Origin of the sequence: Pseudomonas aegrilactucae, assembly GCF_019168305.1 — a bacterium.
Lineage (GTDB): Bacteria > Pseudomonadota > Gammaproteobacteria > Pseudomonadales > Pseudomonadaceae > Aquipseudomonas > Aquipseudomonas aegrilactucae.
Genome location: NZ_JAHTBI010000011.1, coordinates 98802 through 123221 on the forward strand (window position 1 = coordinate 98802; position 24420 = coordinate 123221).

Sequence of the window (24420 nt, forward strand, 5' to 3'; positions counted from 1 at the left end):
AAGCCAGCTCCCACAGGGTTTTGTGAGCACCGCAAACCCTGTGGGCGCTGGCTTGCCAGCGAAGAGGCCATCACCGCCTCAGCAACTCTCCCAGCCCATCCAGCAGGCGCTTCAACGCCCCCTGATTGGCCCGCATCACCCCGACCCCCGCCTCGCCCATCTTCAGCGCATCACGCGGCAGCTCGATCAACCGGCGCACTTCGGTGGCCAGTCCCTGCGCATCATCCACCTCGCACAACGCCCCCGCCTCGCGCAGCATCGCCGCGATCTCGAGGAAGTTGAACAGGTGCGGCCCGCTCAGCACCGGCTTGGCCAGCGCCGCCGGCTCCAGCAGGTTGTGCCCGCCGTTGGGCACCAGGCTGCCGCCGACAAAGGCGATATCCGCCACGGCATACAGAAACAGCAGCTCGCCCATGGTGTCGCCCAGCAACACCTGCTCATCCGTCGTCACCAGCGCACCGCCCGAGCGGCGCACCGTGGCGAACTGCGCCGCGCACAGCGCATGCACGCTGTCGAAGCGCTCCGGATGACGCGGCACCAGGATCAGCAAGGCATCCGAATGATGCGCCAGCAACTGCCGGTGCGCCGCCAGGATCACTTCGTCCTCGCCTTCATGGGTACTCGCCGCAATCCATACCGGCCGCTGCAGCGCCTGCCATTGTTCACGCAGCGCCCTGGCGCCAACGGGCAGTTGCGAATCGATGCTCAGATCGAACTTGATCGAACCGGTCACCTTTACGCATTCAGTGCGCGCGCCCAGCTGGCGGAAGCGCTCGGCCTCGGTTTCGGTCTGCACCGCGATCAGGCTCATCTCGGCCAGCATCGGCCGGGTCAGCCCGGCAAACCGCGCATAGCCCTTGGCCGAACGTGCCGACAGCCGCGCATTGGCCAAGGCCACCGGGATACCACGCCTGGCGCACTGGTGAATATGGTTGGGCCACAGCTCGGTCTCCATGATCACCGCCAGCTGCGGGCGCACACGATCCAGAAAGCGCGCCGCCGCCCAGGGCAGGTCATACGGCAGGTAGCAATGCTGGATGCGCGGCTCGCCGGCGAACAGTGCCTGGATGCGCTCGGAACCGGTGGGGGTCATGCAGGTGATGGTGATCGGCAGCTGTGGATAACGTTGCAGCAAGGCGCGAATCATCGGCGCCGCAGCGATGCTCTCGCCCACCGACACCGCATGCACCCAGATACCGCCCGGCTGCAGCGCCGGCAACCTGAAGCCGAAGCGCTCGCCGATACGCCGGGCATACGCCGGCGCCTTGCGCGAACGCAGGTACAGGCGCAGCGCGACCAGCGGCAGGCCCAGGTGAAACAGCAGGGTATAAAGGGTTCTGTTCATGGCGCGCAAGTGTACTAGCCAATCGCTCGCAAGTGCACTGCGAAGCGTTCGGCCCTCCACCCCCTGCTACTGCTAGGCAGGTAATGACTTTACCCCATGCGGCCATCCTCTAGAATGCGTGACCCAACGGAGGACTCCCCAATGAACCCCTACATCTACCTGGCCATTGCCATTTGCGCCGAAGTCATCGCCACCGCCTCCATGAAGGCGGTCAAGGGTTTCAGCACGCCCCTGCCGCTGGCGCTGATGGTGGGCGGCTATGCCATCGCCTTCTGGATGCTGACGCTGGTGGTGCGCACGGTGCCGGTGGGCATCGCCTACGCGCTGTGGTCAGGCCTGGGCATCGTGCTGATCAGCATCGCGGCGCTGGTGATCTACGGGCAGAAGCTGGACCTGCCGGCGATGCTCGGCATGGCCATGATCGTCGGCGGCGTGGTGGTGATCCAGCTGTTCTCGAAAAGCACCGGGCATTGATCCCTGACCGGGTAGGAATGCTCACAGGCTGTATACTGCGCTCCTGTCTTTGCTTGTGAGGTGAGTGCATGCCAACCGTTATTTCCACCGACGTGCTGATCGTCGGCGCAGGGGTCGCAGGCCTCTGGCTCAACGCCCGCCTGCGTCGCCTGGGCTACTCGACGGTGCTGGTGGAACGTGCCAGCCTCGGTGGCGAGCAGACCCTCAAGTCCCAGGGCATCATCCATGGCGGCGCCAAGTACGCCCTGCATGGCGCCCTGACCGGCGCCTCCGAGGCCATCGCCGACATGCCGCGGCGCTGGCGCGAGGCACTGGCCGGCGACGGCGAACTGGACCTGTCCGGTGTACGCCTGCTGTCCGAGGCGCATTACCTGTGGTCGCCCGGCACCCTGGCCGGCAACCTCACCAGCTTCTTCGCCAGCAAGGCCGTGCGCGGCCGCGTCGACCAGGTCAAGGGCGACCAGTTGCCACCCGCCCTGCAGGACCGCGCCTTCAAGGGCAAGGTGTATCGCCTGGCCGAGCTGGTGGTGGACGTGCCGAGCCTGCTGCAGCGCCTGGCGCAACTGGCCGGCGACAGCCTGCTGGCCGGTGAACGCATCGAGCCGCTGCATGACGGCAGCGAGCTGGTCGGCCTGAACGTCGATGGCCGCGAGATCCGCGCCCAGCGCATCGTGCTCAGCGCCGGCGCCGGCAACGCCGCACTGCTCGACAGCCTCGGCCTGAGCCAGCCGGCCATGCAGCGCCGACCGCTGCACATGGTCATGGCCAAGGGCCCGAGCCTCAAGCCGCTGTATGCCCACTGCCTGGGCGGCGGACCCAAACCGCGCATCACCGTCACCACCCACCCGGCCGCCGACGGCCAGTGGGTGTGGTACCTGGGCGGCGACCTGGCCGAAGCCGAGGGCGTGGCACGTGAACCCGAAGCGCAGATCGCCGCGGCGAAAAAAGAGGTCGCCGGCCTGCTGCCGTGGGTCGACCTCGCCCCGGTGCGCTGGGCCACGGTACGCATCGACCGCGCCGAACCCGCGCAATCGGGCCTGGTGCGCCCCGACAATGCCTTCCTCGCCGAGCAGCAGCGCCTGCTGGTGGGCTGGCCGACCAAGCTGGCCCTGGCACCGGATTTCGCCGACCGTGTGCTGGCCAACCTCGAGCGTGACGGCATAAAGCCCGGCAACCAGCCCGCGCTGCCCGAACTGCCCAAGCCACCACTGGCACAACCTGTCTGGGAGCAACTGCTGCCATGAGCCTGCCCAGCCTGCACGACCATCATCGCCCGCTCGGCAGTACCGGCCTGCGGGTGTCGCCACTGGGCCTGGGCACGGTCAAGCTGGGCCGCGACCAGGGTGTCAAGTACCCCAACGGCTTCACCATCCCCGATGACCGCGAAGCGCGCCTGCTGCTCGACCAGGCCCGCGAACTGGGCATCAACCTGATCGATACCGCCCCGGCCTATGGCCGCAGCGAAGAGCGCCTCGGCCCGCTGCTGCGCGGGCAACGCGACGCGTGGGTGATCGTGAGCAAGGTGGGGGAAGAATTCGACGATGGCCTGTCGCACTTCGACTTCAGCGCCGCTCACACGCGCCGCTCGGTAGAGCGCAGCCTCAAACGTCTTGAAACAGATTGTATCGATCTGATGCTGGTGCATTCGGACGGCAACGATCTGCGCATTCTTGAGCACGAAGGCGTCTACGACACCCTCGCCGCGCTCAAGCAGGAAGGCAAGATCCGTGGCTTCGGGCTCTCCGGCAAGACCGTCGAAGGCGGGCTCAAGGCCCTGCAGCAGGGTGATTGCGCCATGGTCACCTACAACCTCAACGAGCAGGGCGAACGCCCGGTACTGGACTATGCTGCCCAACACGGCAAGGCCATCCTGGTGAAAAAAGCGCTCGCCAGCGGCCATGTGTGCCTGAGCCCGGGGATCGACCCGGTACGCGCCAGCTTCGAGCTGCTGTTTGGCCACCCCGGGGTGAGCAGTGCTATTGTCGGCACCATCAACCCTGTGCACCTGGCCCACAACGTGGCCGTGGTCGCCAGGATCCTGAGCACGCGCTGAGCCGCCGTCGCGGCCGACCCCAACGCAAGAAGGAGCCGAGATGCCGCGCACGCTGATCCGCAAGAACCCGAGCAACTTCAAGACCCTGCCACTGCAGGTCGAGGCCGGCCCGGACGGCCTCAGCTATCAGGGCATCGGCCTGCCGCTGAACTTCGCCCAGACCCTGCAACGGCGCAAGGCCATCCAGATTGGCGACAGCGAACGCTTTGCCGTGGAGCTGGCGAACCTGGGCGTATCGGTGCGCCTGACCCTTAGCTGGCAGAACCGCGACTACTGGGTACTGGTGCGCCAGCGCCGGCAGGACCGCGGCGATGTGGTGCTCAAACTGATCTCCGGCTACGTGCCGGCGCAGGAACTGAACCTGCCGTTGCTCACGGCGGTACAGGAAGTTGCCGAGGAGTGCCTGCTGGAAACCCCCGAGGGCTGGCTGGGCGGGCGTTTCAACGAAACCTGGCTGCCAGCGCCGTATGCCGATGCCCTGCACTACCGCGAGGCGCTGCCCTTCGTGCTGACCCCGGCCTCGGGCGCAGCGCGGCCGGTGCGCTGCGCCAACCTGCAGTTGATCGAGCGGCCAAGGGCGTATGTGCACCTGCCCACGGCATCGCTGCAACTGATCTACGACCTGCGCCTGCAGGTGCCGCGCGAGGCCAAGTCGCTGAGCCTGTTCCATGTGGACGAGCGCCTGGAGGGCGATCAACTGGTGGCGCGGCTCAACCGCAGCCGACCCGACCTGTACCTGATGCCGCTGGAAGACGGCCAGCCCAGGGCCGAGCTGTATACCCTGAAGAAGGACCGGCTGGTGCCGGCCAGCACGCGGGGGCTGTACCTGGCCGAGAGCTTTGCACGCCAGGATGGCTGGCTGGTGCGCGAGGAACGGATTCGCTGGAAGGACTGGCTGAGGCAGCAGGGGCTGGTAGCGGCCAAGCCGGATTCGAAGCTCAAAAGGCTGACGGGCAAGGCGCGGCAGCTGTTGGGGCTGGCGTTGCAGAAATAGGGCCTTTGCGGGCCTCTTCGCCGGCAAGCCAGCTCCCACAGGAGCCCCACTGGTCTTCAGGACAGTGCAGTACCTGTGGGAGCTGGCTTGCCAGCGAAGGGCTGCAAGGCAGCCCAATAGCACTCAGTTCTTGCGGATCTTTTCCACGATGGCGGTGGTCGAGCTGTTTTCCACCAGGCCCAGCACCTTCACCGTGCCGCCATAGGCGTTGACGATATCGGCGCCCACCACCTGGTCGATGCCATAGTCACCCCCCTTGACCAGCACATCCGGCCTGACCTGGCTCAGCAGGTTTTCCGGCGTGCCTTCGGCAAAGCTGATCACCCAGTCCACCGCACCCAACCCCGCCAGCACCGCCATGCGGCGGTCGACGCTGTTGATCGGCCGGCCCGGCCCCTTGAGGCGGCTGACCGAGGCGTCGTCGTTGACCGCGACGATCAGGCGATCGCCCTGCGCCCGCGCCTGCTCCAGGTACGTCACGTGCCCGGCATGCAGGATGTCGAAGCAGCCATTGGTGAACACGATCTTCTCGTTGTGCGCACGCGCATCATCGATGGCCAGCAGCAACTGATCAAGGCTCAGCACGCCCCGCTCCGAACCCTCTTCACGCTGGATCGCGCGACGCAGCTCGGGCGCACTGATGGCCGCGGTACCCAGCTTGCCAACCACGATGCCCGCCGCCAGGTTGGCCAGGCCAACCGCATGCGGCAGCTCTTCGCCAGCCGCGATCGCCGCCGCCAGGGTCGAGATCACCGTATCGCCGGCACCGGTCACGTCGAACACTTCACGCGCACGCGCCGGCAGGTGCATGGCTGGGTGCCCAGGGCGCAGCAAGGTCATGCCATGCTCGCCACGGGTCACCAGCAGGGCGCCCAGCTCCAGCTGCTGCATCAGCTCGCCGCCCTTGTGCACCAGCTCGTTTTCGTCAGCGCAATGCCCGACGATCGCCTCGAACTCGCCCAGGTTCGGCGTGATCAGGCTGGCGCCACGGTAGATCGAGAAATCCCTGCCCTTGGGGTCGGCCAGCACCGGAATGCCCTTGGCACGCGCCGCCTGGATCAGGCTCTGGTGGTTCTTCAACGCGCCCTTGCCGTAGTCGGAGAGCACCAGCACCTTGACCCCGTCGAGCAAGGCATCGACTTCAGCGCCCAGCGACAAGGGGTCGGTGGCGAACGGCTCTTCGAAATCGATGCGCAACAGTTGCTGGTGACGGCTCATGACCCGCAGCTTGACGATGGTCGGCTGGTGCGCGATGCGCTGGAAGATCGAGCGCACGCCCGCAGCCTGCAGGCTGTTGGCCAGGCTGTCGGCCGCCTCGTCCTGGCCGGTGACGCCCACCAGCGAGGCCGGCGCACCCAGCGCGGCAATGTTCAGCGCAACGTTGGCCGCACCACCCGGACGGTCCTCGATCTGCTCGACCTTGACCACCGGTACCGGGGCTTCAGGTGAAATGCGAGAGGTACCGCCATGCCAGTAGCGGTCGAGCATGACATCGCCGACCACCAGTACCGGAGCTTGATCGAAACGCGGCATGGACAACTTCATGGGCAACCCATATAGACAAAATGAACAGGGGCGGGATATTAGCACAGCCCTGGCACCGGCCTGTTCGGCGCCGGTAACCTGCTGTGACAGCCAGGGCGCAGAACGCGCCCCGGCAAGGTCCATCAGGTAATGTCGGCCTTGGCCGGCTCGTCCAGGCCCATGGCATGCAGGCGGGCGTAATAGCCGTTCTCGGCCAGCAGCTGGGTGTGCGTGCCGCGCTCGACGATACGCCCCTGGTCCATCACCAGGATCAGGTCGGCCTTCTCGATGGTCGACAGGCGGTGGGCGATCACCAGCGTGGTACGGCCCTTCATGACCTGGTCCAGCGCCGCCTGGATATGGCGCTCGGACTCGGTATCGAGGGCCGAGGTGGCTTCGTCGAGAATCAGCAGCGGCGCGTTCTTGAGCAAGGCCCGCGCAATCGCCAGGCGCTGGCGCTGGCCGCCCGACAGCAGCACGCCGTTCTCGCCGACTTCGGTGTCCAGCCCCTGCGGCAACTGGTCGATGAATTCCTTGGCATAGGCATCGGCGGCGGCGGCCTCGATCTGCTCACGCGGCGCGCCGGCCAGGTCGCCATAGGCGATGTTGTTGGCCACGGTGTCGTTGAACAGGGTGACGTGCTGGGTCACCTGGGCGATATGCCGGCGCAGGTTGCGCAGGCGGTACTCCTCGACGTCCACGCCATCGAGCAGGATCTCGCCTTCGGAGTGGGGATAGAAACGCGGGATCAGGCTGGCCAGCGTCGACTTGCCGCTGCCCGAGCGCCCCACCAGCGCGATCATCTGCCCGGGGTCGGCCGAGAAACTGATGTCATTGAGCACACGACGCTCGGTGCCCGGGTAGGTAAAGCTGAGGTTGCGCACCTCCAGGCGACCGGAAACACGGTCACGCTCGACAGTGCCGTTGTCGACTTCCGGCTCGACATCCAGCTGTTCGAAGATGCTTTCGGCGCCGGACACACCTTTCTGGATCGTCGAGCTGACTTCCGACAGCTGGCGGATCGGCTTGGGCAACAGGCCCGCGGCGGTGATATAGGCCACCAGATCACCGGCAGTGGAGTCACCACGCAGGTACAGCACCAGGAACATCAGCACGGCCATGGCCGAGTAGATCACCAGTTGCAGCATCGGCGTGTACACCGCGCTGGTCTTGGTCATGCGCAATTGCTTGTCGGTGTTGCTCTGGCTGGCGACGTTGAAACGCTGCTCCTCGTAGCCTTCACCGCCGAAGCTGCGCACCACGCGATAGCCCTGGATGGTCTCGGAGGCCACATGGGTCACATCGCCCATGGCTACCTGGATCTTCTTGCTCTGCTTGCGGAACTTCTTGCTGGAGCTGCTGACCATGAACGCGATCAGCGGCAGGATCGCCAGCATCACCAGGGTCAGGTGCCAGTTCATCCACAGCAGGTAGGCAAACAGGAACACCACGGTCAGGCCTTCGCGAATGACCACCTTGATGGCATCGGTGGCGGCGCCGGTGACCATGGTCACGTTGAAGGTGATACGCGAAATCAGGTGGCCGGAGTTATGGCTGTCGAAGTAGCGGTTGGGCAGTACCAGCAACTTGTTGAACAATTCCACCCGCAGGTCGTGCACCAGGCCCAGGGAGACCTTGGCCAGGAAGTAGTTGCCCAGGAACGAGCCCAACCCCTGCCAGGCGGCGATCAGCACGATCAGCAGCGGTACTGCCTGCAGCAGTTGCAGATCGCGCAGGTACGGGACGTTGGGGAACAACACCGCTTCGGGGTTGCTCAGGCCGTCGACGAAATACTTGAGGATGCCCGCCAGCATTGGCTGGGTGGAGGCAAATATCACGAAGCCCAGGATACTCACCAGGAAAATGCCCACGTAGGGCTTCACGTAGCCGAGCAGACGAAAATAGATTTTCAGGCTCGAAGGCGCGGACGATTCGGGGGCGGTCATGAGAATCCGTCGTGTCAAAAAGAGGCGCGATTGTATCACAAGCGGTTTTCGCCACTCGGTGCTGGGGTAATATAGCCGGCCGATCAAGCCTCAGGCCCCAGACACCGGAGTATCGATGCAAGCGCTTGAACATGCCCGCTACCTTGCCCTGCGCGAAGGCGCCCAGGTCCTGGAGGCCGACGGCACAGGAGACAAGGTGTTACGCCTGCAGGACGGCTCGATGCTGAAGCTGTTCCGCCGCAAGCGGCTGATCACCTCGGCAGCCTGGTACCCCTACGCCCGGCGCTTTGCCGATAACTGCACCACGTTGGCCGAACGCGCCATTCCCTGCCCGCACGTACGCCAGGTGTACCGGATTGCCGAGATTGCCCGTGATGCAGTGCATTACGATCCGCTGCCGGGCCACACCCTGCGCCAGCTGCTGGATCAGCCACAAGGCAGCGAGCAGTTGCGCGCGCAACTGGGCGCTTTCATTGCCCAACTGCACGAAAAAGGCATCTACTTTCGTTCGGCGCATCTGGGCAACGTGGTACTGACCCCCGAAGGCGAGCTGGGCCTGATCGACATTGCCGACCTGCGCACCTACAGCCGCCCCCTTCACAAGCGCCTGCGCCTGCGCAACTTCAAGCACATGCTGCGCTACCCGCAGGACCGTGCCTGGCTGCTGGGCAGTGGCAGCGACGCCTTCAGCAGCGCCTACCTGGCCCATCAGCGTACCTGCAGCGCCACCGAACTGAAGGCGGCGCTGGCCTGAAGCAAATCGACCACCCGAAGGTGGTCGACAAGGTCACAGGCGCGTGCGCGCCGAACGCTGCACGACCCGTCCCAGCACCATCGCCGCCGGCAGCAGCACCAAGGGCCAGAGCTCATCCGGGTTGCCCACCAGCTTGCTGCCATCGAAGTTGAGCATCACCAGCGCGCAGGCCAGGTACATGCCCCAGGCATCCCGATGATGCCAGGCTTGCCACAGAGTAGCGCCCATCACCACCAGGAACAGCACCAGCGACACAGCACCCGTGTACAACCCCATGGCAACGAAGATGTTGTGCGGATGCTGGATCGGCATGCCGCCGGCCAGGGTCTGGGTGGTCTTGAAATCAACCCCGCAGCCCAGCAGCCAGCCGCAGTTGCGCCATTCGCCAACCATGATCTGGAACAGTTCGGTGCGGTAGGAATCGCCACGCTTGAACAGTGACAGGAACCAGGCCTGCTCATGCACCAGCCATACGCTCAAGGCCAGCAGCACGAGCGCCACCAGTACGCCGACCAGGCCAATCCTTGGGAAGCGCAGCACCCCGTACAGCGCCCAGATCCCCATCAGGAACGCTGCGCCGACCAATGCCGTGCGGGTTTGCAGCACAAACGCCACCGCAATCAGGGACAACACGACAGCGACAGCCGCCTCGATCCAGCGGCGCTCCTTGATCCATCCCGGCAGGGCCAGCGCCAAGGCACATAGCAGCCAGATGCTGGCATAGATGACGTTTTCCATGCGTGATGGCAGCAGACGTACACGCTCCCCGAAGCCGAAGATACCGGTCGTGTAGGCGTAGATGGCATAGCCGAAAATATACGCGCAGATGACCCAGAACAGCCCTCGGGTGAACGCTGGCGAGCGGAAAAACTCAGGGTTGGCCAGCCCCGCGACCACGAACACGAACACGCTCACATACAGAATGTGCTTGTAGAACTGGCCCTGGCCGGCAATGACCGCAGGCACCAGGAACCACAGCAGGAACACCAGCCAGGCCCAGCCAAGCCCTTGCTTGAACAGCCCCGCACCACGCTCCTTGACCAGGAACACCAACCCCGGCACGGCGATGAACGCGTAGAAGATGTTGTTCGTCCATTTGGACGAGTCCATCAGGATGAAGCTGAGCAGAAACACCACGATTGCCGCGCCAAAATAGCGCCGGCTGTTACTGTTTTCCAGGAAAACCCCATTAAGCGACATTCAACATCCAGCCTATTACCAATCCCATGATCAACGCCCCAAGCAGCTTGAAGCGATCCCTGCGCTTGCGGCGCAACTTGTTCTCACGTTCCTGCGCCAACTCGACATGGCCACCGAAGCCGGTATGCAGCACCGCATCGCTCTCCAGTATCAGCGCGTAGCGGTTCTCGCTGGCGTACAGACGCGAAAGGCTCTTCTCACCGGTGTGCCCGGCATAGGGCGCATGCTGCTGGTAGTCGGCCAGGCGACGCAGCCCCGGATTGAAGGAAAACCCCTGCCAATCCGGCTTGTGCGAGCCCAGCTGGTAGAACGCGATCCCCTGCAGTACCTGGCGTTCGTTGAGGAATACATACGGGCTGTGCACCTGCAGGTCGTGATTGAAACTGCGCAGCCATACCTGCAACGCCTGCGGGTCGGCCTCCAGCAGGGCCTGGGAGTCCTCGATGAAACCGGGGCGATAGAAGTCCCAGTCGTCTTCGCAATGGAACACCCAGCGCGTCTTGATCTGCGCATAGGCGGCATCGATCGAGCGCAACTGGCCAAGCTTGGGGTTGTTGACGATACAGGTGGTGTGCTCGCGCCAGTGCGCCGGCACACAGTCTCGCACCGCTTCATCGCCCGAGTCCTCGGTGATGAACACCTCGCGAATCGGTGCCGTGTTGAAGCGATCGAAGCTTTCCAGCGTACGCTTGAGCAGATCGAACCTGCCGCAACTGGTCACCATCAGAGTGATTTCGCTGCTTTCGCTGAAGACCATAGTGCTTCCTCGATGAATTGACGGTTGAACGGCCTCAGAGGCCTGTGGCGCTGCGCAGGCGTTCCCACCAGCCCGGCTGGCTGCGCAGGCGCAGCGGCGCACGCATGCTCTGGGCAATGACCTTGCCCAAGGCATGAAAGGTAAAACGGGTTTCGGCCAGTTGTTGCCCATTGCACGAGATCGCGTCGGCCAGCTCGGGCTGCTCGCGCAACTGGTGCAACTTGGCGCGCAGCTCGGCCAGGTCGCGATACAGCACAATGTTGTGCATATCGACCAGGCCCAGCGCCTGATTCTCTTCTTCGCCCTGGTCGTAGGCGAACAGCACGCAGCCACAGGCCATGGCTTCGAAATTCTTGATCATGTACTCGCCCATGCCCACGTCGGCACTGACGAAAAAGCGAATGCGGCTGAGGGTCTGGCTGTACTCCTCGCCTGACTTGGTACGGGTGATGACCAGGTCCTCGACCGCCGCCAGCGATTCGAGCATGGCCTTGCGCCCCGAATAGGCCACACTGCGCAGGCTGCCGACGAAGGCAAGTTCGATATCCCGCGGGCGCTGTTCGTTGTGCAGCAGCGCCTGGTCGTAGCCCTTGGGCACGAACACCGCATCGACGCCCTCGTCACACAGGCGCCGGGTGACGACCGCCCCGGAGGTGATCACCCGTGCCCACGGCAGTTGGCGGTAATGCTTGCTGAACTTGCCGGTGTACTTGCACGGGATATAGTTCTGGTAGGCGTCGTGCTCCAGAATCACCAGGTTGGGTAGGCTGCGAATGAACCCGACCTGACGAATTTCCTTCTTGAAGCGCAGGAAGAACAGAATGCGGTCGTACTGCTCGAGGTTGACATGGCGCTTGAAATAGCCGCGCAGATCGTCCTGCTCGGCGTCGGTCAACCAACGGATATCACAGTCGCACTCTGCGCCGATGCCTTCGTACAAGCGATCGAGAATGGCCCGTTGTTCTTTCTGAACCAGGAATAGGACTTTCACTCTTGCTCTCTCTTGTCGGTCTTGGTGCCGACCCAGAACAGCTCGTGCCGGCGCACGGCCTTGCGGAAAAACTCGTTGTCGCCCGTAGCAGGCCAACGCCTGCCGGCCAGCAAGCGCTGCAGCAAGCGACGCAGGCGACGCTTCAGAGGAAGGCGCGGTTGCAGGTCATGCATCATGCCCAAAGACATAGCCTTATGCCATTGCTTTTCCCCGGACAATGACAGCACCCAGGGGCGCATCGCCACCTGCCCGTCGAAGTGGGGTGGCAAGGCCACCCCGCTGCCCGCGTCGCCCATCGGCCAGCGGTCGTTGTCGTGCAGGTGATTGGCATAGTGCAGCAGCGTGCGAGGCTGATGGCGGGTCAGTGCAAGGGCTTCAAGCACTGCATTGCGGGCGCAGACATGATCAGGGTGCGGGTCGAGCAGCGGCTCAGGCAGCACGAGGGTTTGCGGGCGGATCCGTTCGATCAGTTCGCACAGGTCCTGTACCAGGTTGTGCCACGAGGGGATACCATCGGCATCGCTGGCCAACGCGACGCGGTTGAAGCGCCGCAACGGTCGCGTATCGGCCATGTCCGCCTCACGCGAACCCAGCGCCTGGGCCGGCGCGGCCTGCATGGCCTGCAATTGCATGCAAAAGTAGCCAAGCTGCACGCAGCGCTCGGCCGGCACACCGGCCCACAGCGGTACGGCAATACTGTCCCAACTGCGCAGCTGGCCTTTGAGGCGGGCCGCAGCCACCGCGTCCAGGCCCATGGCGCGGTAGTGCTCGGTCTCCACTTCGCCAGCGGTGAGCGTGACGATCCAGCTTTCTTCGGCTTGCTCGTAGGCGCCGAAGGCAGCCAGTTCGGCATCGTCGGCATGCGGTGCGATCACCAGCAGTGGCCCGGCCAGGTAGTCCGGATGCTGGCACACCAGCAACTCCACCTGCTCATCCAGGCGGCAGTGCTGGCCACGCAGACGCACGCGCCCCTCGACCAGGGCAGCATGCTGGCCGGTCAGGTTGAGGTAACGCACCCCCTTTACACCGCGCTCGAACACCTGCGTATCGGCCGGGTCGCCGTCAATGCGCACCGCCGGGTCAAGCAGGCGACCAAGCAGGGAGGCGCGCAGGCGCACCTTGAGCAACAGCGTATCGCCCGCCTCGAGACGGCACCCGGCCGGCACGCTCAGGCGGCCCTGCGCCAGGCGCAGGGCATGGGATTGGTCGCTGTCGATGCGGTAGTCGTAATCACTGGCCGGCGCATAGAACAGATGGTCACTGAACCACGCCTCGTGCGCGGCCCAGGCAATCACGCCAAGTACCAGCGCCAGCCACCAGGCAATAAGGGTACTGGCCAGCAGAACGACCAGCAGGCCCACCAGTGTCAGACGCTTGCGCTGACGGTGGCGCTTGAGCAACTGCTGCTTGCGGCTCACACCTGAAACACCGGCACGGGGTTGCACCATCGGTCCTTGTACTCGCGATCGGCGCGGCCAAAGGAGAAACGCAGCGGCTTGTTCAGCGCACGCGCCGCTTCCCACGCGCTCTGGGTGTTGAGGAAGCTCAGCACACTGCCAGGGCTGAACGCACGGGTTTCAGGGTCTACACCGCCGTTGACGTACTCGACGCTGACCCACTCGGGCGCTTCGACGCGGTACACCAACTGAATCGCGATCGGCTTGTCATCCAGCAGCACCACCGAGCCGATCAGCAGCGAGCGCAGGCGCTCGATCACCTCGGCCATGCGCTCGGCCCCGGTGGCCGCAAAGCCCCAACGGCGCAGGAACAGGTCGCAATACATCGCCGCAATTTCGGCACTGCTGAAGTCGGTGATCGCGCGCACCTGGCCGCCCGCCTCTTCCAGCAGACGCAGTTCGCGGCGCTGGTTGTAGCGAAACTTCTTCGACAGTTCTTCAGGCTGACGCGCCATGGCCAGGGCCTCGGTCTGCGCCCTGAGGTTGGCAAAGCGCCCCTGGTTCAGCTCGGACAGGTAACGCCCGGCATGGCGCAGCGGCGCCTGGGCATCGGCAGCGGCAGGCAGGATCAGCTCTGCATTGCCCAGGTCGAACAGGCCCTTCTTGCCGCGCCGCTTGAGCACGTCCTTGGACAGCGCCAGGTTGCGGTCCCAGGTGGGAATAGCGGCCTTGAGTTCGTCCGCCTGGAACCAGCCCAGGTAGCGCACCGGAATCTCGGCCAGCGCTGCCAGTTGCTCAAGCACCAGCGGGTGGGTTGCCACGCTGCCGCCAAAGCGCTGCCAGGCCTGGGCGTAGGTGCCCGCATCGATCACGCGCCAGCCGCGTTCGCGCCAGCCCTGGAAATAATTGAGCATCACGACTGCGCCATCAGCGTAGTGACCTGGGGCAAATGCCAGAACGTCTCGGCCACAGCTGCATCGCAAAAGCGCTCGTGCAGGCGCTCGAGCATGCGCTCGGCGCACGCCTGGCGCTGCGCCGCGTCAAGCCCGGCCAGATGCTGCAGGCCCTGCGCCAGACGCTCGGCATCGCCCAGCGGGAACAGGATGCCCACCCCTTCGACCACTTCCTTGGCGCCGCCACAGGCCGTGGCCAGCAACGGCACACCGGCAACCATGGCTTCAAGCAGCACCATGCCGAACGGCTCGTGATCCGAGCTCAGGGCGAACACGTCGAATGCGCTGAAGTAGCGCCGGGCGTCCGGGACCTGGCCAAGAAAATCGACCTGCCCGGCAATCCCCAGCTCGGCCGCCAGGGCCTTGAGCGTGGGCTCCAGCCGGCCTTCGCCCAGCAATGCCAGGCGCGCCCCCGCCGGCAGGCCGGGCAACGCCTGGGCGAAGCCGCGCAGCAGGGTGGCCTGGTCCTTGTCGGGGTGCAGGCGCCCGACATTGCCGACGATCCACGCCTGCGCATCCAGCCCCAACGCTTCGCGCGCCTGCGCGGCGGGCACCAGTGCGGCCTGCAAGGCATCGATGTCGATGCGGTTGTACAGCGTCTGAATGCGCTCGACCGGCCACTTGGGCAGGCAGCGGCGCATGTCGTCGCGCACCGCGTCCGACACCCCGAGCAGGCTCAGGCGCCTGGCGAACAGGTTGGCGAACAGCTGGCGGGTACGCCGCTGGTAGTCACCAAAGGCGTGATGCACCCCGATGACCGGCAACTGGGTGGCCAGCAGGGCGATATAGATGGGCTTGAAGCGATGGGCGATGCAGAAGCTGAAGTTGCGCGTGGCAACCAGGCGCCGCACTTCACGGATCGCCCCCAGCTTCAGGCCGCGAACGGCCCTGGAGCTGAATGCCAGAAACAGCACCTCGTCACTGGCGCAGCCCGCCGCGACCTGCGGGTCGGCGGCGCCGGTGAGGAACACCGTGGTGACTTTATAGCCCTTGCCCGCAAACAGGCTGGCGTACTGACGGGCGCAATCGAGAAACGGCCCGTCATAGCCATGGCAGAACTGCAGGACGTGCCGGTCAGCCGACGCTGTCATAAGCTTTCGCGCCGTCCTTGACCACCAGGATGTCTTCCATGATCAGGTACTGCAGGTCTGACCCGAAGAACATGTTCAGCGCATCGGTCGGCGAGCAGATCATCGGCTCGCCACGACGGTTGAGCGACGTGTTGAGCGACACGCCGTTGCCGGTCAGGGTCTCAAGCGCCTTCATCATGTCGTAGTAGCGCGGGTTGTACTCGCGCTTGAGCACCTGGGCCCGCGAGGTGCCGTCTTCGTGAACCACTTCCGGCACACGGGTCTTCCACTCTTCAGCCACTTCGAAGGTGAAGGTCATGAACGGTGCCGGGTGATCGATCTTGATCATCTGCGGCGCCACGGTGTCGAGCATCGACGGGCAGAACGGCCTCCAGCGCTCGCGGAACTTGATCTGGTGGTTGATGCGGTCGGCCACGCCCGGCACGCTCGGGCAGCCGATGATCGAGCGACCACCCAACGCACGCGGGCCGAACTCCATGCGGCCCTGGAACCAGGCCACCGGGTTGCCGTCGACCATGATCTGGGCGATCTGCTCGGGCATGTTGTCCAGCTTGCGCCAGGTCGGCTTGTCGGCGTGACGGGCACAGGCCGCGATCACGTCTTCGTTGCTGTAGGCCGGGCCGAGGTAGACGTGCTCCATCTTCTCGACCGGCACGCCACGGGCGTGGGACACATAGGCAGCGGCGCCTACCGCGGTGCCGGCATCACCCGACGCCGGCTGCACGAACAGCTCTTTCACATCGGGGCGCGCGATGATCTTCTGGTTCAGCTTGACGTTCAGCGCACAGCCACCGGCGAAGGCCAGCTTGCCGGTTTCCTTGAGCACGTCGCCCAGGTAGTAGTCGATCATCTGCAGGGCGAGTTTCTCGAACAGTGCCTGCATGCTCGCCGCGTAGTGAATGTACGGCTCGTCGGCGATGTCGCCTTCGCGCTTGGGGCCCAGCCACTCGATCAGCTTGGGCGAGAAGTAGAAGCCCTTGCCCTTCTCTTTATAGCGGCGCAGGCCGATGACGTTGGCGTAGTCGGTGTTGATTTCCAGCTCGCCGTTTTCAAAACTGGCCAGGCGCGAGAAATCGTACTTGCTGGCGTCGCCGTACGGCGCCATGCCCATGACCTTGAATTCGCCGTCGAGCATCTCGAAACCGAGGAACTCGGTGATCGCGCCATACAGGCCGCCGAGCGAGTCCGGATCGAAGAACTCCTTGATCTTGTGGATCTTGCCGTTCTCGCCGTAGCCGAAGAACGTGGTGGCGTATTCACCCTTGCCGTCGATGCCCAGGATCGCGGTTTTCTCTTTGAAACCCGAGCAGTGGTAGGCGCTGGAGGCGTGGGCCAGGTGGTGCTCGACCGGTTCGATCTTGATCTTTTTCGGGTCGAAGCCCAGTTGCTCCAGGCACCAGACGATCTTGTTGCGGTAGCGCTTGTAGCGGCGGTTGCCCATCAGCAGCGCGTCGAGGGCGCGGTCCGGGGCGTACCAGTAGCGCTTGGCGTAATGCCAGCGCGCCTTGCCGAACAGGCTGATCGGCGCGAACGGGATCGCTACCACATCGACGTCGGACGGCTTGATACCGGCCTGTTCGAGGCAGAACTTCGCCGATTCGTAGGGCATGCGGTTCTTTGCATGTTTGTCGCGCACGAAGCGCTCTTCTTCAGCGGCGGCAATCAGCTTGCCGTCGATGTACAGGGCCGCGGAAGGATCATGGCTAAGGGCGCCGGACAGGCCAAGAATCGTCAATGCCAAGGGTCTAGCCTCTTCAAATCTGTAGATGTGCGCCCCGGCCTCGATGGGCGGGTGGCAGCGAAAGGGCGGGATTATAGCGTAAAGCGTGGGCGCATGTAGGAGGCGCAGTGTTGCGTTGGCCGTTCCGGCCTCTTCGCTGGCAAGCCAGCTCCCACAGGGTTCTGCGGTGCCTGCAAAACCCTGTGGGAGCTGGCTTGCCAGCGAAGGGGCCAGCCGGTCAGCAAACAGACCAGCCCTACTCGGCAATCAGCCAGTCCATGCGCCAGCTGCCCTGGGTCTGCCCCAGCACCTGAGCCAGCCACGGCAGCAGTGCGCGCAGCTCCTCTTCCAGGCCCCACGGCGGGTTGGCAATCGCCAGGCCCGAACCGTTGAGCCCCTGCGGGCTGTCCTGCGGGTGCACATACAGTTCCACCCGCAGCAGCTTCGGCGCGCCGGTACTGGTCAGGTCCTGGTAGAACCGCACCAACTGGCGCTGATCCTTGATCGGGTACCAGATCGCCGCAACGGTCTGACGCATGCGACTGATGGTCTCTTTCATCGCCACCGTGCAACGCTTGAGCTCGTCAGCCTGCTCGAACGGCGGGTCGATCAGCATCACCGCACGCTTCTCCTGCACCGGCAGCAAGGCACGCGGCACGTGCCAGCCCTCGCCCAGGTGCACCGCCACGCGCGGGTCTTTCTTCATGTTCTCCTTGAGCAGGCGGCCGTCTTCGGGGTGCTTCTCATTGAGCAGCACGCGGTCCTGCTGGCGCGCCAGGCGCCGCGCCAGCTCGGGCGAGCCCGGGTAGTAGCGCAGCTCGCCGTCGGGGTTCATCTTGCGCAGGATACGCAGGTAGTCGGCAGTGACCTCGGGCAGGTCTTCACGCCCCCAGAGGCGGCCGATGCCTTCCAGCCACTCGCCGGTACGCGTCGCCTGGTCGCCCTGCAGGTCGTACAGGCCGAGGCCGGCGTGGGTGTCGAGGTAGGCGAACGGCTGCTCCTTGCGCGACATCAGCGCAATCAGCCGGGTCAATACGAGGTGTTTGAACACGTCGGCGTGGTTGCCGGCGTGGAAGGCGTGACGATAGTTCATGGCAACTCCTGCAAGGCCCGCAAGTTTACCCTGTCAGGCCCGCGGCGTCAGGGGCAGCCGCCAGAATGACAACGGCCCGACCTCCATAAGAGGCCGGGCCGTTGCCTGGCAGCGTGACGCAGGTGACTTACTTGTCGGCGTGGAACGCCGCTTCAGCGGTTTCGAAACGCTTGACCATCGCAGCCGACGGAGCGCCCGCCTTGCTCACGAAGTAGATCGCCAGCGATGCGAACAGGAAGCCCGGGATGATCTCGTACAGGCCCAGGGTGTCGAACTGCTTCCACAGAATCACCGTGACTGCACCGACCACGATACCGGCCAGTGCGCCGTCGCGGGTCATGCCCTTCCAGAGTACCGAGATCAGTACCACAGGGCCGAACGCGGCACCGAAACCGGCCCAGGCATAGGCCACCAGGCCCAGCACGCGGTTTTCCGGGTTGGCCGCCATGAAGATGGCGATCAGCGCAACGGCCAGTACCATCAGGCGACCGACCCACACCAGCTCGACCTGCGAGGCGTTCTTGCGCAGGAAGGTCTTGTAGAAGTCTTCGGTCAGGGCACTGGAGCACACCAGCAGCTGGCAGCTCAGGGTGCTCATCACTGCAGCCAGGATGGCCGACAGCAGTACACCGGCGATCCAGGGGTTGAACAGGATCTTGGCCAGCTCGATGAACACCCGCTCGTGGTTCTCGGTGACCGGGCCCGCCACTTCAGGGTGTGCCGAGAAGTAGGCGATGCCGAAGAAGCCCACCGCCACGGTGCCGCCCAGGCACAGGATCATCCAGGTCATGGAGATGCGACGGGCGTTGGCGATCGACTTCACCGAGTCTGCCGCCATGAAGCGCGCCAGGATGTGCGGCTGGCCGAAGTAGCCCAGGCCCCAGCCCATCAGCGAGATGATGCCGATAAAGGTCGTGCCCTTGAGCATGTCGAAGTTGCTCGGGTTCTGCGCTTCGATGGCCAGGAAGGTGGTATCGACGCCGCCGGTGGCGATCAGCACGATCACCGGGGTCAGGATCAGCGCGAAGATCATCAGCGTGGCCTGCACGGTGTCGGTCCAGCTCACCGCCAGGAAGCCACCGACGAAGGTGTAGGCGATGGTGGCCGCCGCACCGGCCCACAGGGCGGTTTCGTACGACATGCCGAAGGTGCTCTCGAACAGACGGGCACCGGCCACGATGCCGGAGGCGCAATAGATGGTGAAGAACACCAGGATCACGATCGCCGAGATGATCCGCAGCAGGCCGCTGTGGTCTTCGAAACGGCTGGAGAAGTAGTCCGGCAGGGTCAGTGCATCACCGTTGTGCTCGGTCTGCACGCGCAGGCGGCCGGCCACGAACAGCCAGTTGAGGTAGGCACCGACGGTCAGGCCGATGGCAATCCAGGCTTCGGAGAGGCCCGACATGTAGATGGCGCCCGGCAGGCCCATCAGCAACCAGCCGCTCATGTCCGAGGCACCGGCGGACAGCGCGGTCACCACGCTGCCCAGGCTGCGGCCACCCAGAATGTAGTCGGAAAGGTTGTTGGTGGAGCGATAGGCCATGAAGCCGATCATGACCATTGCTGCGATGTAGATCACGAACGTGACGGTGATTGGATTGCTAAAACTCATTGTTGCGCCCTGGCGTTTGTTTTTATGTAGTGACAGCCGGCAAGCGGTTGCACCCAGGCCACGAATCCTATGCAACAACGCAAACAAGGTGCAACCAGTTTTTGCGATCAAGTTGCACCTGGTCGGAAAATTTGCACAACAACGTGTTTTTGCTCCTTTTTGGAGCAAAAAAGGCGGTTTACATACTCAAAGTGCACCCTAAACAGCCATTTATGCTGTGTGGTTTTACCCCTCGGACGAGCTGCACTTTTTTCCTCGATTATTTGGGTTGCACTAGGTTGCACCCGGATTCGTGCACGGCTAATCTTGGCGCCAGCTTACGCCACAGCCCCGTGGCAATAATGAGGATAAGAAATGGCGACGACCACCCTTGGGGTCAAACTCGACGACCCTACCCGCGAGCGACTGAAGACGGCTGCGCAGTCCATTGACCGCACGCCGCACTGGTTGATCAAGCAAGCGATCTTCAATTACCTGGAGAAGCTCGAGGGTGGCGCTACCCTGACCGAACTCAGCGGTCAGCCCGGCAACCATGGCGACGACGCCGGCGACGTGCAGGCCGACCACGCACACCAGTGCTTCCTGGAGTTTGCCGAAAGCATCCTGCCGCAATCGGTGCTGCGCGCCTCGATCACCGCCGCCTACCGTCGCCCCGAGCCCGAAGTGGTGCCGATGCTGCTGGAGCAGGCGCGCCTGCCGGCGGCCATGGCCGAAGCCACCCACAAGCTGGCCGCCGGCATTGCCGAGAAACTGCGCAACCAGAAGAGCGCTGGCGGCCGTGCCGGCATCGTCCAGGGCCTGCTGCAGGAGTTCTCGCTGTCGTCCCAGGAAGGCGTGGCACTGATGTGCCTGGCCGAAGCGCTGCTGCGCATCCCCGACAAGGGCACCCGCGATGCGCTGATCCGCGACAAGATCAGCACCGGCAACTGGCAGCCACACCTGGGCAACAGCCCGTCGCTGTTCGTCAACGCCGCCACCTGGGGGCTGCTGCTGACCGGCAAGCTGGTGTCCACGCACAACGAATCCGGCCTCACCTCCTCGCTCAGCCGCATCATCGGCAAAAGCGGCGAGCCGATGATCCGCAAGGGCGTCGACATGGCCATGCGCCTGATGGGCGAGCAGTTCGTCACCGGCGAGACCATCGCCGAAGCCCTGGCCAACGCCAGCAAGTTCGAAGCCAAGGGCTTTCGCTACTCCTACGACATGCTGGGTGAAGCCGCCCTCACCGAGCACGACGCACAGAAATACCTGGCCTCCTACGAGCAGGCGATCCACTCGATCGGCAAGGCCTCGCATGGCCGCGGCATCTATGAAGGCCCGGGCATCTCGATCAAGCTCTCGGCGCTGCACCCACGCTACAGCCGTGCCCAGTACGAGCGCGTGATGGACGAGCTGTACCCGCGCCTGCTGTCGCTGACCCTGCTGGCCAAGCAGTATGACATCGGCCTGAACATCGACGCCGAAGAGGCCGACCGCCTGGAGCTGTCGCTGGACTTGCTTGAGCGCCTGTGCTTCGAGCCACAGCTGACCGGCTGGAACGGTATCGGCTTCGTCATCCAGGCCTACCAGAAGCGTTGCCCGTACGTGATCGACTACGTCATCGACCTGGCGCGCCGCAGCCGCCATCGCCTGATGATCCGCCTGGTAAAAGGCGCGTACTGGGACAGCGAGATCAAGCGCGCCCAGGTCGAAGGCCTGGAAGGCTACCCGGTGTACACCCGCAAGGTGTACACCGACGTGTCCTACATCGCCTGCGCACGCAAGCTGCTGTCGGTGCCGGAAGTCATCTACCCGCAGTTCGCCACGCACAACGCCCACACCCTGTCGGCCATCTACCATATCGCCGGGCAGAACTACTACCCGGGCCAGTACGAGTTCCAGTGCCTGCACGGCATGGGCGAACCACTGTACGAGCAGGTGGTGGGCAAGGTTGCCGACGGCAAGCTCAACCGCCCCTGCCGCGTGTACGCGCCGGTCGGCACCCACGAAACGCTGTTGGCCTACCTGGTGCGTCGCCTGCTGGAAAACGGCGCCAACACCTCGTTCGTCAACCGCATCGCCGACCAGTCGATCTCGATCCAGGAACTGGTGGCCGACCCGGTCGCGACCATCGAGCGCATGGCCACCCAGGAAGGCGGTTTCGGCCTGCCGCACCCGCGCATTGCGTTGCCGCGTGACCTGTACGGTGCCGAGCGTGCCAATTCCAGCGGCATCGACATGGCCAACGAACACCGCCTGGCGTCGCTGTCCTGCGCCCTGCTGGCCACCGCGCACAACGATTGGAAAGCGGTGCCGATGCTCGGTTGCGCCTCCAGCAACGAAGCCGCTGCGCCCGTGCTCAACCCGTCCGATCACCGTGACGTGGTCGGCCACGTGCAGGAAGCCACGGTCGAAGACGCCGACAACGCCATCCAGTGCGCGCTCAACGCTGCACCGATCTGGCAGGCCACGCCGCCGGCCGAGCGTGCCGCGATCCTGGAGCGTGCCGCCGACCTGATGGAAGGCGAGATCCAGCCGCTGATGGGCCTGCTGGCTCGCGAAGCCGGCAAGACCTACGCCAACGCCATTGCCGAAGTGCGTGAAGCCGTGGACTTCCTGCGTTACTACGCGGTGCAGGCACGCAACGACTTCAGCAACGACGCCCACCGGCCGCTGGGCCCGGTGGTGTGCATCAGCCCGTGGAACTTCCCGCTGGCGATCTTCAGTGGCCAGGTGGCGGCGGCACTCGCCGCCGGCAACCCGGTGCTGGCCAAGCCGGCCGAACAGACCCCGCTGATCGCAGCCCAGGCCGTGCGCCTGCTGCTCGAAGCCGGCATCCCGGAGGGCGTGGTGCAACTGCTGCCGGGCCGTGGCGAAACCGTGGGCGCACGCCTGGTGGGTGACGATCGCGTCAAGGGCGTGATGTTCACCGGCTCCACCGAAGTGGCGCGCCTGCTGCAACGCAACATTGCCGGGCGCCTCGACAGCCAGGGCCGCCCGATCCCGCTGATTGCCGAAACCGGTGGCCAGAACGCGATGATCGTCGACTCCTCGGCGCTCACCGAGCAAGTGGTCATCGACGTGGTCTCCTCGGCCTTCGACAGCGCCGGCCAGCGCTGCTCGGCACTGCGTGTGCTGTGCCTGCAGGAAGACTCGGCCGACCGCGTGATCGAGATGCTCAAGGGCGCCATGGCCGAAAGCCGCCTGGGCAACCCGGAGCGCCTGAGCGTGGACATCGGCCCGGTGATCGATGCCGAAGCCAAGGCTGGCATCGAGAAGCACATCCAGGGCATGCGCGACAAAGGCCGCACGGTCTATCAGGTCGCCATCGCGGACGGTGAAGAGATCAAGCGCGGCACCTTCGTGATGCCGACCCTGATCGAGCTGGAAAGCTTCGACGAGCTGCAACGCGAAATCTTCGGCCCGGTACTGCACGTGGTGCGCTACAACCGCAAGCACCTCGACCAGTTGATCGAGCAGATCAATGCATCCGGCTACGGCCTGACCCTGGGTGTGCATACCCGCATCGACGAGACCATTGCCAAGGTGATCGACAACGTCCATGCCGGCAACGTCTACGTCAACCGCAACATCGTGGGTGCCGTGGTCGGCGTGCAGCCGTTCGGTGGTGAAGGCCTGTCGGGTACCGGCCCTAAAGCCGGTGGCCCGCTGTACCTGTACCGTTTGCTGTCGACCCGCCCGGCGGATGCCATCGAGCAGTCGTTCCAGCGCAGCGACGCGAGCACTGTGCCGGACGTGCGCTTGCGCGAGCACTTGCTCAAGCCGCTGCAAGCGTTCAAGGCGTGGGCTGGCAGCAACCAGCAGGCCGACCTGGTGCAGGTGTGCGAGCAGTTCGCGCAACAGTCGCAGAGCGGCGTGACCCGCCTGCTCAACGGCCCGACGGGCGAGCGCAACAGCTACAGCATCCTGCCGCGCGAGCACGTGCTGTGCCTGGCCGAGTCGGAGACTGATCTGCTGATCCAACTGGCGGCGGTATTGGCGGTGGGCAGTTCGGCGGTATTCGTTGACGGCGAACCGGGCAAGGGCTTGCGGGCTCGCTTGCCCAAGGAACTGCAGGCACGCATCAAGCTGGTGAGCGACTGGGCCAAGGACGAGGTGGTGTTCGACACGGTGCTGCACCACGGCCATTCGGACCAGTTGCGCGCCGTGTGCGAGCAGGTGGCCAAGCGTGCGGGTGCGATCGTTGGGGTGCAGGGCTTGTCGTCGGGTGAAACCGCGATTGCGCTGGAGCGCCTGGTGATCGAGCGTGCGTTGAGCGTGAACACCGCGGCGGCGGGGGGCAATGCCAGCCTGATGACCATCGGCTGACGACCGAGGCGTAGCCAATCGCGGGTCAAGCCCGCTCCCACAGGATCGATGGTGATCCTTGTGGGAGCGGGCTTGGCCCGCTTTTTTTGGGATACCTTGCCGGCCCCACCCAGATCTCAAGCCGAACAAACAAGGCTGACAACGGCGATCCTGCAGGCCATGGCACGTTGCAACAAATGTGGGAGCTGGCTTGCCAGCGAAGCGCCGC

Annotated in this window: 18 protein-coding genes; 6 read left to right on the forward strand and 12 right to left on the reverse strand. The window is 64.6% G+C overall.

Annotated elements, in window-relative coordinates; genetic code table 11:
• Positions 1–70: 70 nt before the first annotated feature.
• A complete protein-coding gene (gene waaA / locus KUO17_RS05170; RefSeq protein WP_217974064.1) occupies positions 71–1345 on the reverse strand; it encodes a lipid IV(A) 3-deoxy-D-manno-octulosonic acid transferase in 1275 nt (424 codons plus the stop codon).
• A gap of 141 nt (positions 1346–1486) precedes the next feature.
• Here waaA and KUO17_RS05175 point away from each other — a divergent pair, with 141 nt between their 5' ends.
• The 4 genes from KUO17_RS05175 (at position 1487) to KUO17_RS05190 (ending at position 4866) form a co-directional block, all read left to right on the forward strand.
• Entirely contained in the window at positions 1487–1819 is a 333-nt protein-coding gene (locus tag KUO17_RS05175; protein WP_217974065.1) for a DMT family transporter, read from the forward strand.
• A 68-nt stretch (positions 1820–1887) separates the two neighbouring features.
• Positions 1888–3063 (forward strand): NAD(P)/FAD-dependent oxidoreductase, encoded by a 1176-nt coding sequence (locus tag KUO17_RS05180; protein ID WP_217974066.1) that lies wholly within the window; start codon positions 1888–1890, stop codon positions 3061–3063.
• Positions 3060–3872, forward strand: coding sequence for an aldo/keto reductase (locus KUO17_RS05185; RefSeq protein WP_217974067.1), 813 nt, complete (start codon positions 3060–3062; stop codon positions 3870–3872). Before KUO17_RS05180 ends, KUO17_RS05185 begins: the two co-directional genes overlap by 4 nt.
• A gap of 40 nt (positions 3873–3912) precedes the next feature.
• Positions 3913–4866: a metal ABC transporter ATPase gene (locus KUO17_RS05190; RefSeq protein WP_217974068.1), complete on the forward strand. Its 954-nt coding sequence runs from the start codon at positions 3913–3915 to the stop codon at positions 4864–4866.
• A gap of 123 nt (positions 4867–4989) precedes the next feature.
• Here the strand turns inward: KUO17_RS05190 and hldE are convergent, their stop codons facing one another.
• Together hldE and msbA are read right to left on the reverse strand one after the other, a co-directional pair.
• Positions 4990–6411 carry a bifunctional D-glycero-beta-D-manno-heptose-7-phosphate kinase/D-glycero-beta-D-manno-heptose 1-phosphate adenylyltransferase HldE gene (gene hldE / locus KUO17_RS05195; protein ID WP_217974069.1) on the reverse strand — a complete coding sequence of 474 codons (1422 nt, stop codon included), beginning with the start codon at positions 6409–6411 and terminating at the stop codon, positions 4990–4992.
• A 122-nt stretch (positions 6412–6533) separates the two neighbouring features.
• Complete coding sequence (gene msbA, locus KUO17_RS05200) at positions 6534–8336, reverse strand: lipid A export permease/ATP-binding protein MsbA (RefSeq protein ID WP_217974070.1); 1803 nt, start codon at positions 8334–8336, stop codon at positions 6534–6536.
• A 115-nt stretch (positions 8337–8451) separates the two neighbouring features.
• Here msbA and KUO17_RS05205 point away from each other — a divergent pair, with 115 nt between their 5' ends.
• Complete coding sequence (locus KUO17_RS05205; protein ID WP_217974071.1) at positions 8452–9090, forward strand: BUD32 family EKC/KEOPS complex subunit; 639 nt, start codon at positions 8452–8454, stop codon at positions 9088–9090.
• 33 nt (positions 9091–9123) lie between these two features.
• On the opposite strand, the gene KUO17_RS05210 is transcribed toward KUO17_RS05205, so the two are convergent.
• The 9 genes from KUO17_RS05210 to putP all read right to left on the reverse strand — a co-directional run bounded on the left by KUO17_RS05210 (position 9124) and on the right by putP (position 19904).
• On the reverse strand, positions 9124–10290 hold the full coding sequence (locus KUO17_RS05210) for an O-antigen ligase domain-containing protein (protein ID WP_217974072.1): 1167 nt from the start codon (positions 10288–10290) through the stop codon (positions 9124–9126).
• On the reverse strand, positions 10280–11047 hold the full coding sequence (locus KUO17_RS05215) for a glycosyltransferase family 2 protein (protein ID WP_217974073.1): 768 nt from the start codon (positions 11045–11047) through the stop codon (positions 10280–10282). The genes KUO17_RS05210 and KUO17_RS05215 overlap by 11 nt, the downstream gene beginning before the upstream one ends.
• Positions 11048–11081: 34 nt before the next feature.
• The gene (locus KUO17_RS05220; RefSeq protein WP_217974075.1) at positions 11082–12038 is read right to left on the reverse strand and encodes a glycosyltransferase family protein; all 957 of its coding nucleotides are present in this window, start codon (positions 12036–12038) and stop codon (positions 11082–11084) included.
• A complete protein-coding gene (locus KUO17_RS05225) occupies positions 12035–13486 on the reverse strand; it encodes a PIG-L deacetylase family protein (RefSeq protein ID WP_255263419.1) in 1452 nt (483 codons plus the stop codon). The genes KUO17_RS05220 and KUO17_RS05225 overlap by 4 nt, the downstream gene beginning before the upstream one ends.
• Entirely contained in the window at positions 13453–14349 is an 897-nt protein-coding gene (locus tag KUO17_RS05230) for an antimicrobial resistance protein Mig-14 (RefSeq protein ID WP_217974078.1), read from the reverse strand. Before KUO17_RS05230 ends, KUO17_RS05225 begins: the two co-directional genes overlap by 34 nt.
• Complete coding sequence (locus KUO17_RS05235) at positions 14349–15479, reverse strand: glycosyltransferase (RefSeq protein ID WP_217974080.1); 1131 nt, start codon at positions 15477–15479, stop codon at positions 14349–14351. The genes KUO17_RS05230 and KUO17_RS05235 overlap by 1 nt, the downstream gene beginning before the upstream one ends.
• Positions 15463–17220, reverse strand: coding sequence for a carbamoyltransferase family protein (locus tag KUO17_RS05240; protein WP_217974082.1), 1758 nt, complete (start codon positions 17218–17220; stop codon positions 15463–15465). The genes KUO17_RS05235 and KUO17_RS05240 overlap by 17 nt, the downstream gene beginning before the upstream one ends.
• Before the next feature lie 235 nt (positions 17221–17455).
• On the reverse strand, positions 17456–18292 hold the full coding sequence (locus tag KUO17_RS05245) for a 23S rRNA (adenine(2030)-N(6))-methyltransferase RlmJ (RefSeq protein ID WP_217974083.1): 837 nt from the start codon (positions 18290–18292) through the stop codon (positions 17456–17458).
• A gap of 127 nt (positions 18293–18419) precedes the next feature.
• Positions 18420–19904, reverse strand: a complete 1485-nt coding sequence (gene putP, locus KUO17_RS05250) for a sodium/proline symporter PutP (RefSeq protein WP_217974084.1) — start codon at positions 19902–19904, stop codon at positions 18420–18422.
• A 354-nt stretch (positions 19905–20258) separates the two neighbouring features.
• Between putP and putA the strand changes: the two genes are divergently transcribed.
• The gene (gene putA / locus KUO17_RS05255; RefSeq protein ID WP_217974085.1) at positions 20259–24212 is read left to right on the forward strand and encodes a trifunctional transcriptional regulator/proline dehydrogenase/L-glutamate gamma-semialdehyde dehydrogenase; all 3954 of its coding nucleotides are present in this window, start codon (positions 20259–20261) and stop codon (positions 24210–24212) included.
• The last annotated feature ends 208 nt before the right edge of the window (positions 24213–24420 follow it).

Coding starts and splice junctions, on each gene's coding strand:
- KUO17_RS05215 (WP_217974073.1), bottom strand. CDS start 11,047: ATGGTCTTCAGCGAAAGCAGCGAAATCACTCTGATGGTGACCAGTTGC.
- KUO17_RS05175 (WP_217974065.1), top strand. CDS start 1,487: ATGAACCCCTACATCTACCTGGCCATTGCCATTTGCGCCGAAGTCATC.
- hldE (WP_217974069.1), bottom strand. CDS start 6,411: ATGAAGTTGTCCATGCCGCGTTTCGATCAAGCTCCGGTACTGGTGGTC.
- putP (WP_217974084.1), bottom strand. CDS start 19,904: ATGAGTTTTAGCAATCCAATCACCGTCACGTTCGTGATCTACATCGCA.
- KUO17_RS05180 (WP_217974066.1), top strand. CDS start 1,888: ATGCCAACCGTTATTTCCACCGACGTGCTGATCGTCGGCGCAGGGGTC.
- KUO17_RS05205 (WP_217974071.1), top strand. CDS start 8,452: ATGCAAGCGCTTGAACATGCCCGCTACCTTGCCCTGCGCGAAGGCGCC.
- KUO17_RS05230 (WP_217974078.1), bottom strand. CDS start 14,349: ATGCTCAATTATTTCCAGGGCTGGCGCGAACGCGGCTGGCGCGTGATC.
- KUO17_RS05185 (WP_217974067.1), top strand. CDS start 3,060: ATGAGCCTGCCCAGCCTGCACGACCATCATCGCCCGCTCGGCAGTACC.
- KUO17_RS05190 (WP_217974068.1), top strand. CDS start 3,913: ATGCCGCGCACGCTGATCCGCAAGAACCCGAGCAACTTCAAGACCCTG.
- KUO17_RS05245 (WP_217974083.1), bottom strand. CDS start 18,292: ATGAACTATCGTCACGCCTTCCACGCCGGCAACCACGCCGACGTGTTC.
- msbA (WP_217974070.1), bottom strand. CDS start 8,336: ATGACCGCCCCCGAATCGTCCGCGCCTTCGAGCCTGAAAATCTATTTT.
- KUO17_RS05225 (WP_255263419.1), bottom strand. CDS start 13,486: ATGGTGCAACCCCGTGCCGGTGTTTCAGGTGTGAGCCGCAAGCAGCAG.
- waaA (WP_217974064.1), bottom strand. CDS start 1,345: ATGAACAGAACCCTTTATACCCTGCTGTTTCACCTGGGCCTGCCGCTG.
- KUO17_RS05210 (WP_217974072.1), bottom strand. CDS start 10,290: ATGTCGCTTAATGGGGTTTTCCTGGAAAACAGTAACAGCCGGCGCTAT.
- putA (WP_217974085.1), top strand. CDS start 20,259: ATGGCGACGACCACCCTTGGGGTCAAACTCGACGACCCTACCCGCGAG.
- KUO17_RS05235 (WP_217974080.1), bottom strand. CDS start 15,479: ATGACAGCGTCGGCTGACCGGCACGTCCTGCAGTTCTGCCATGGCTAT.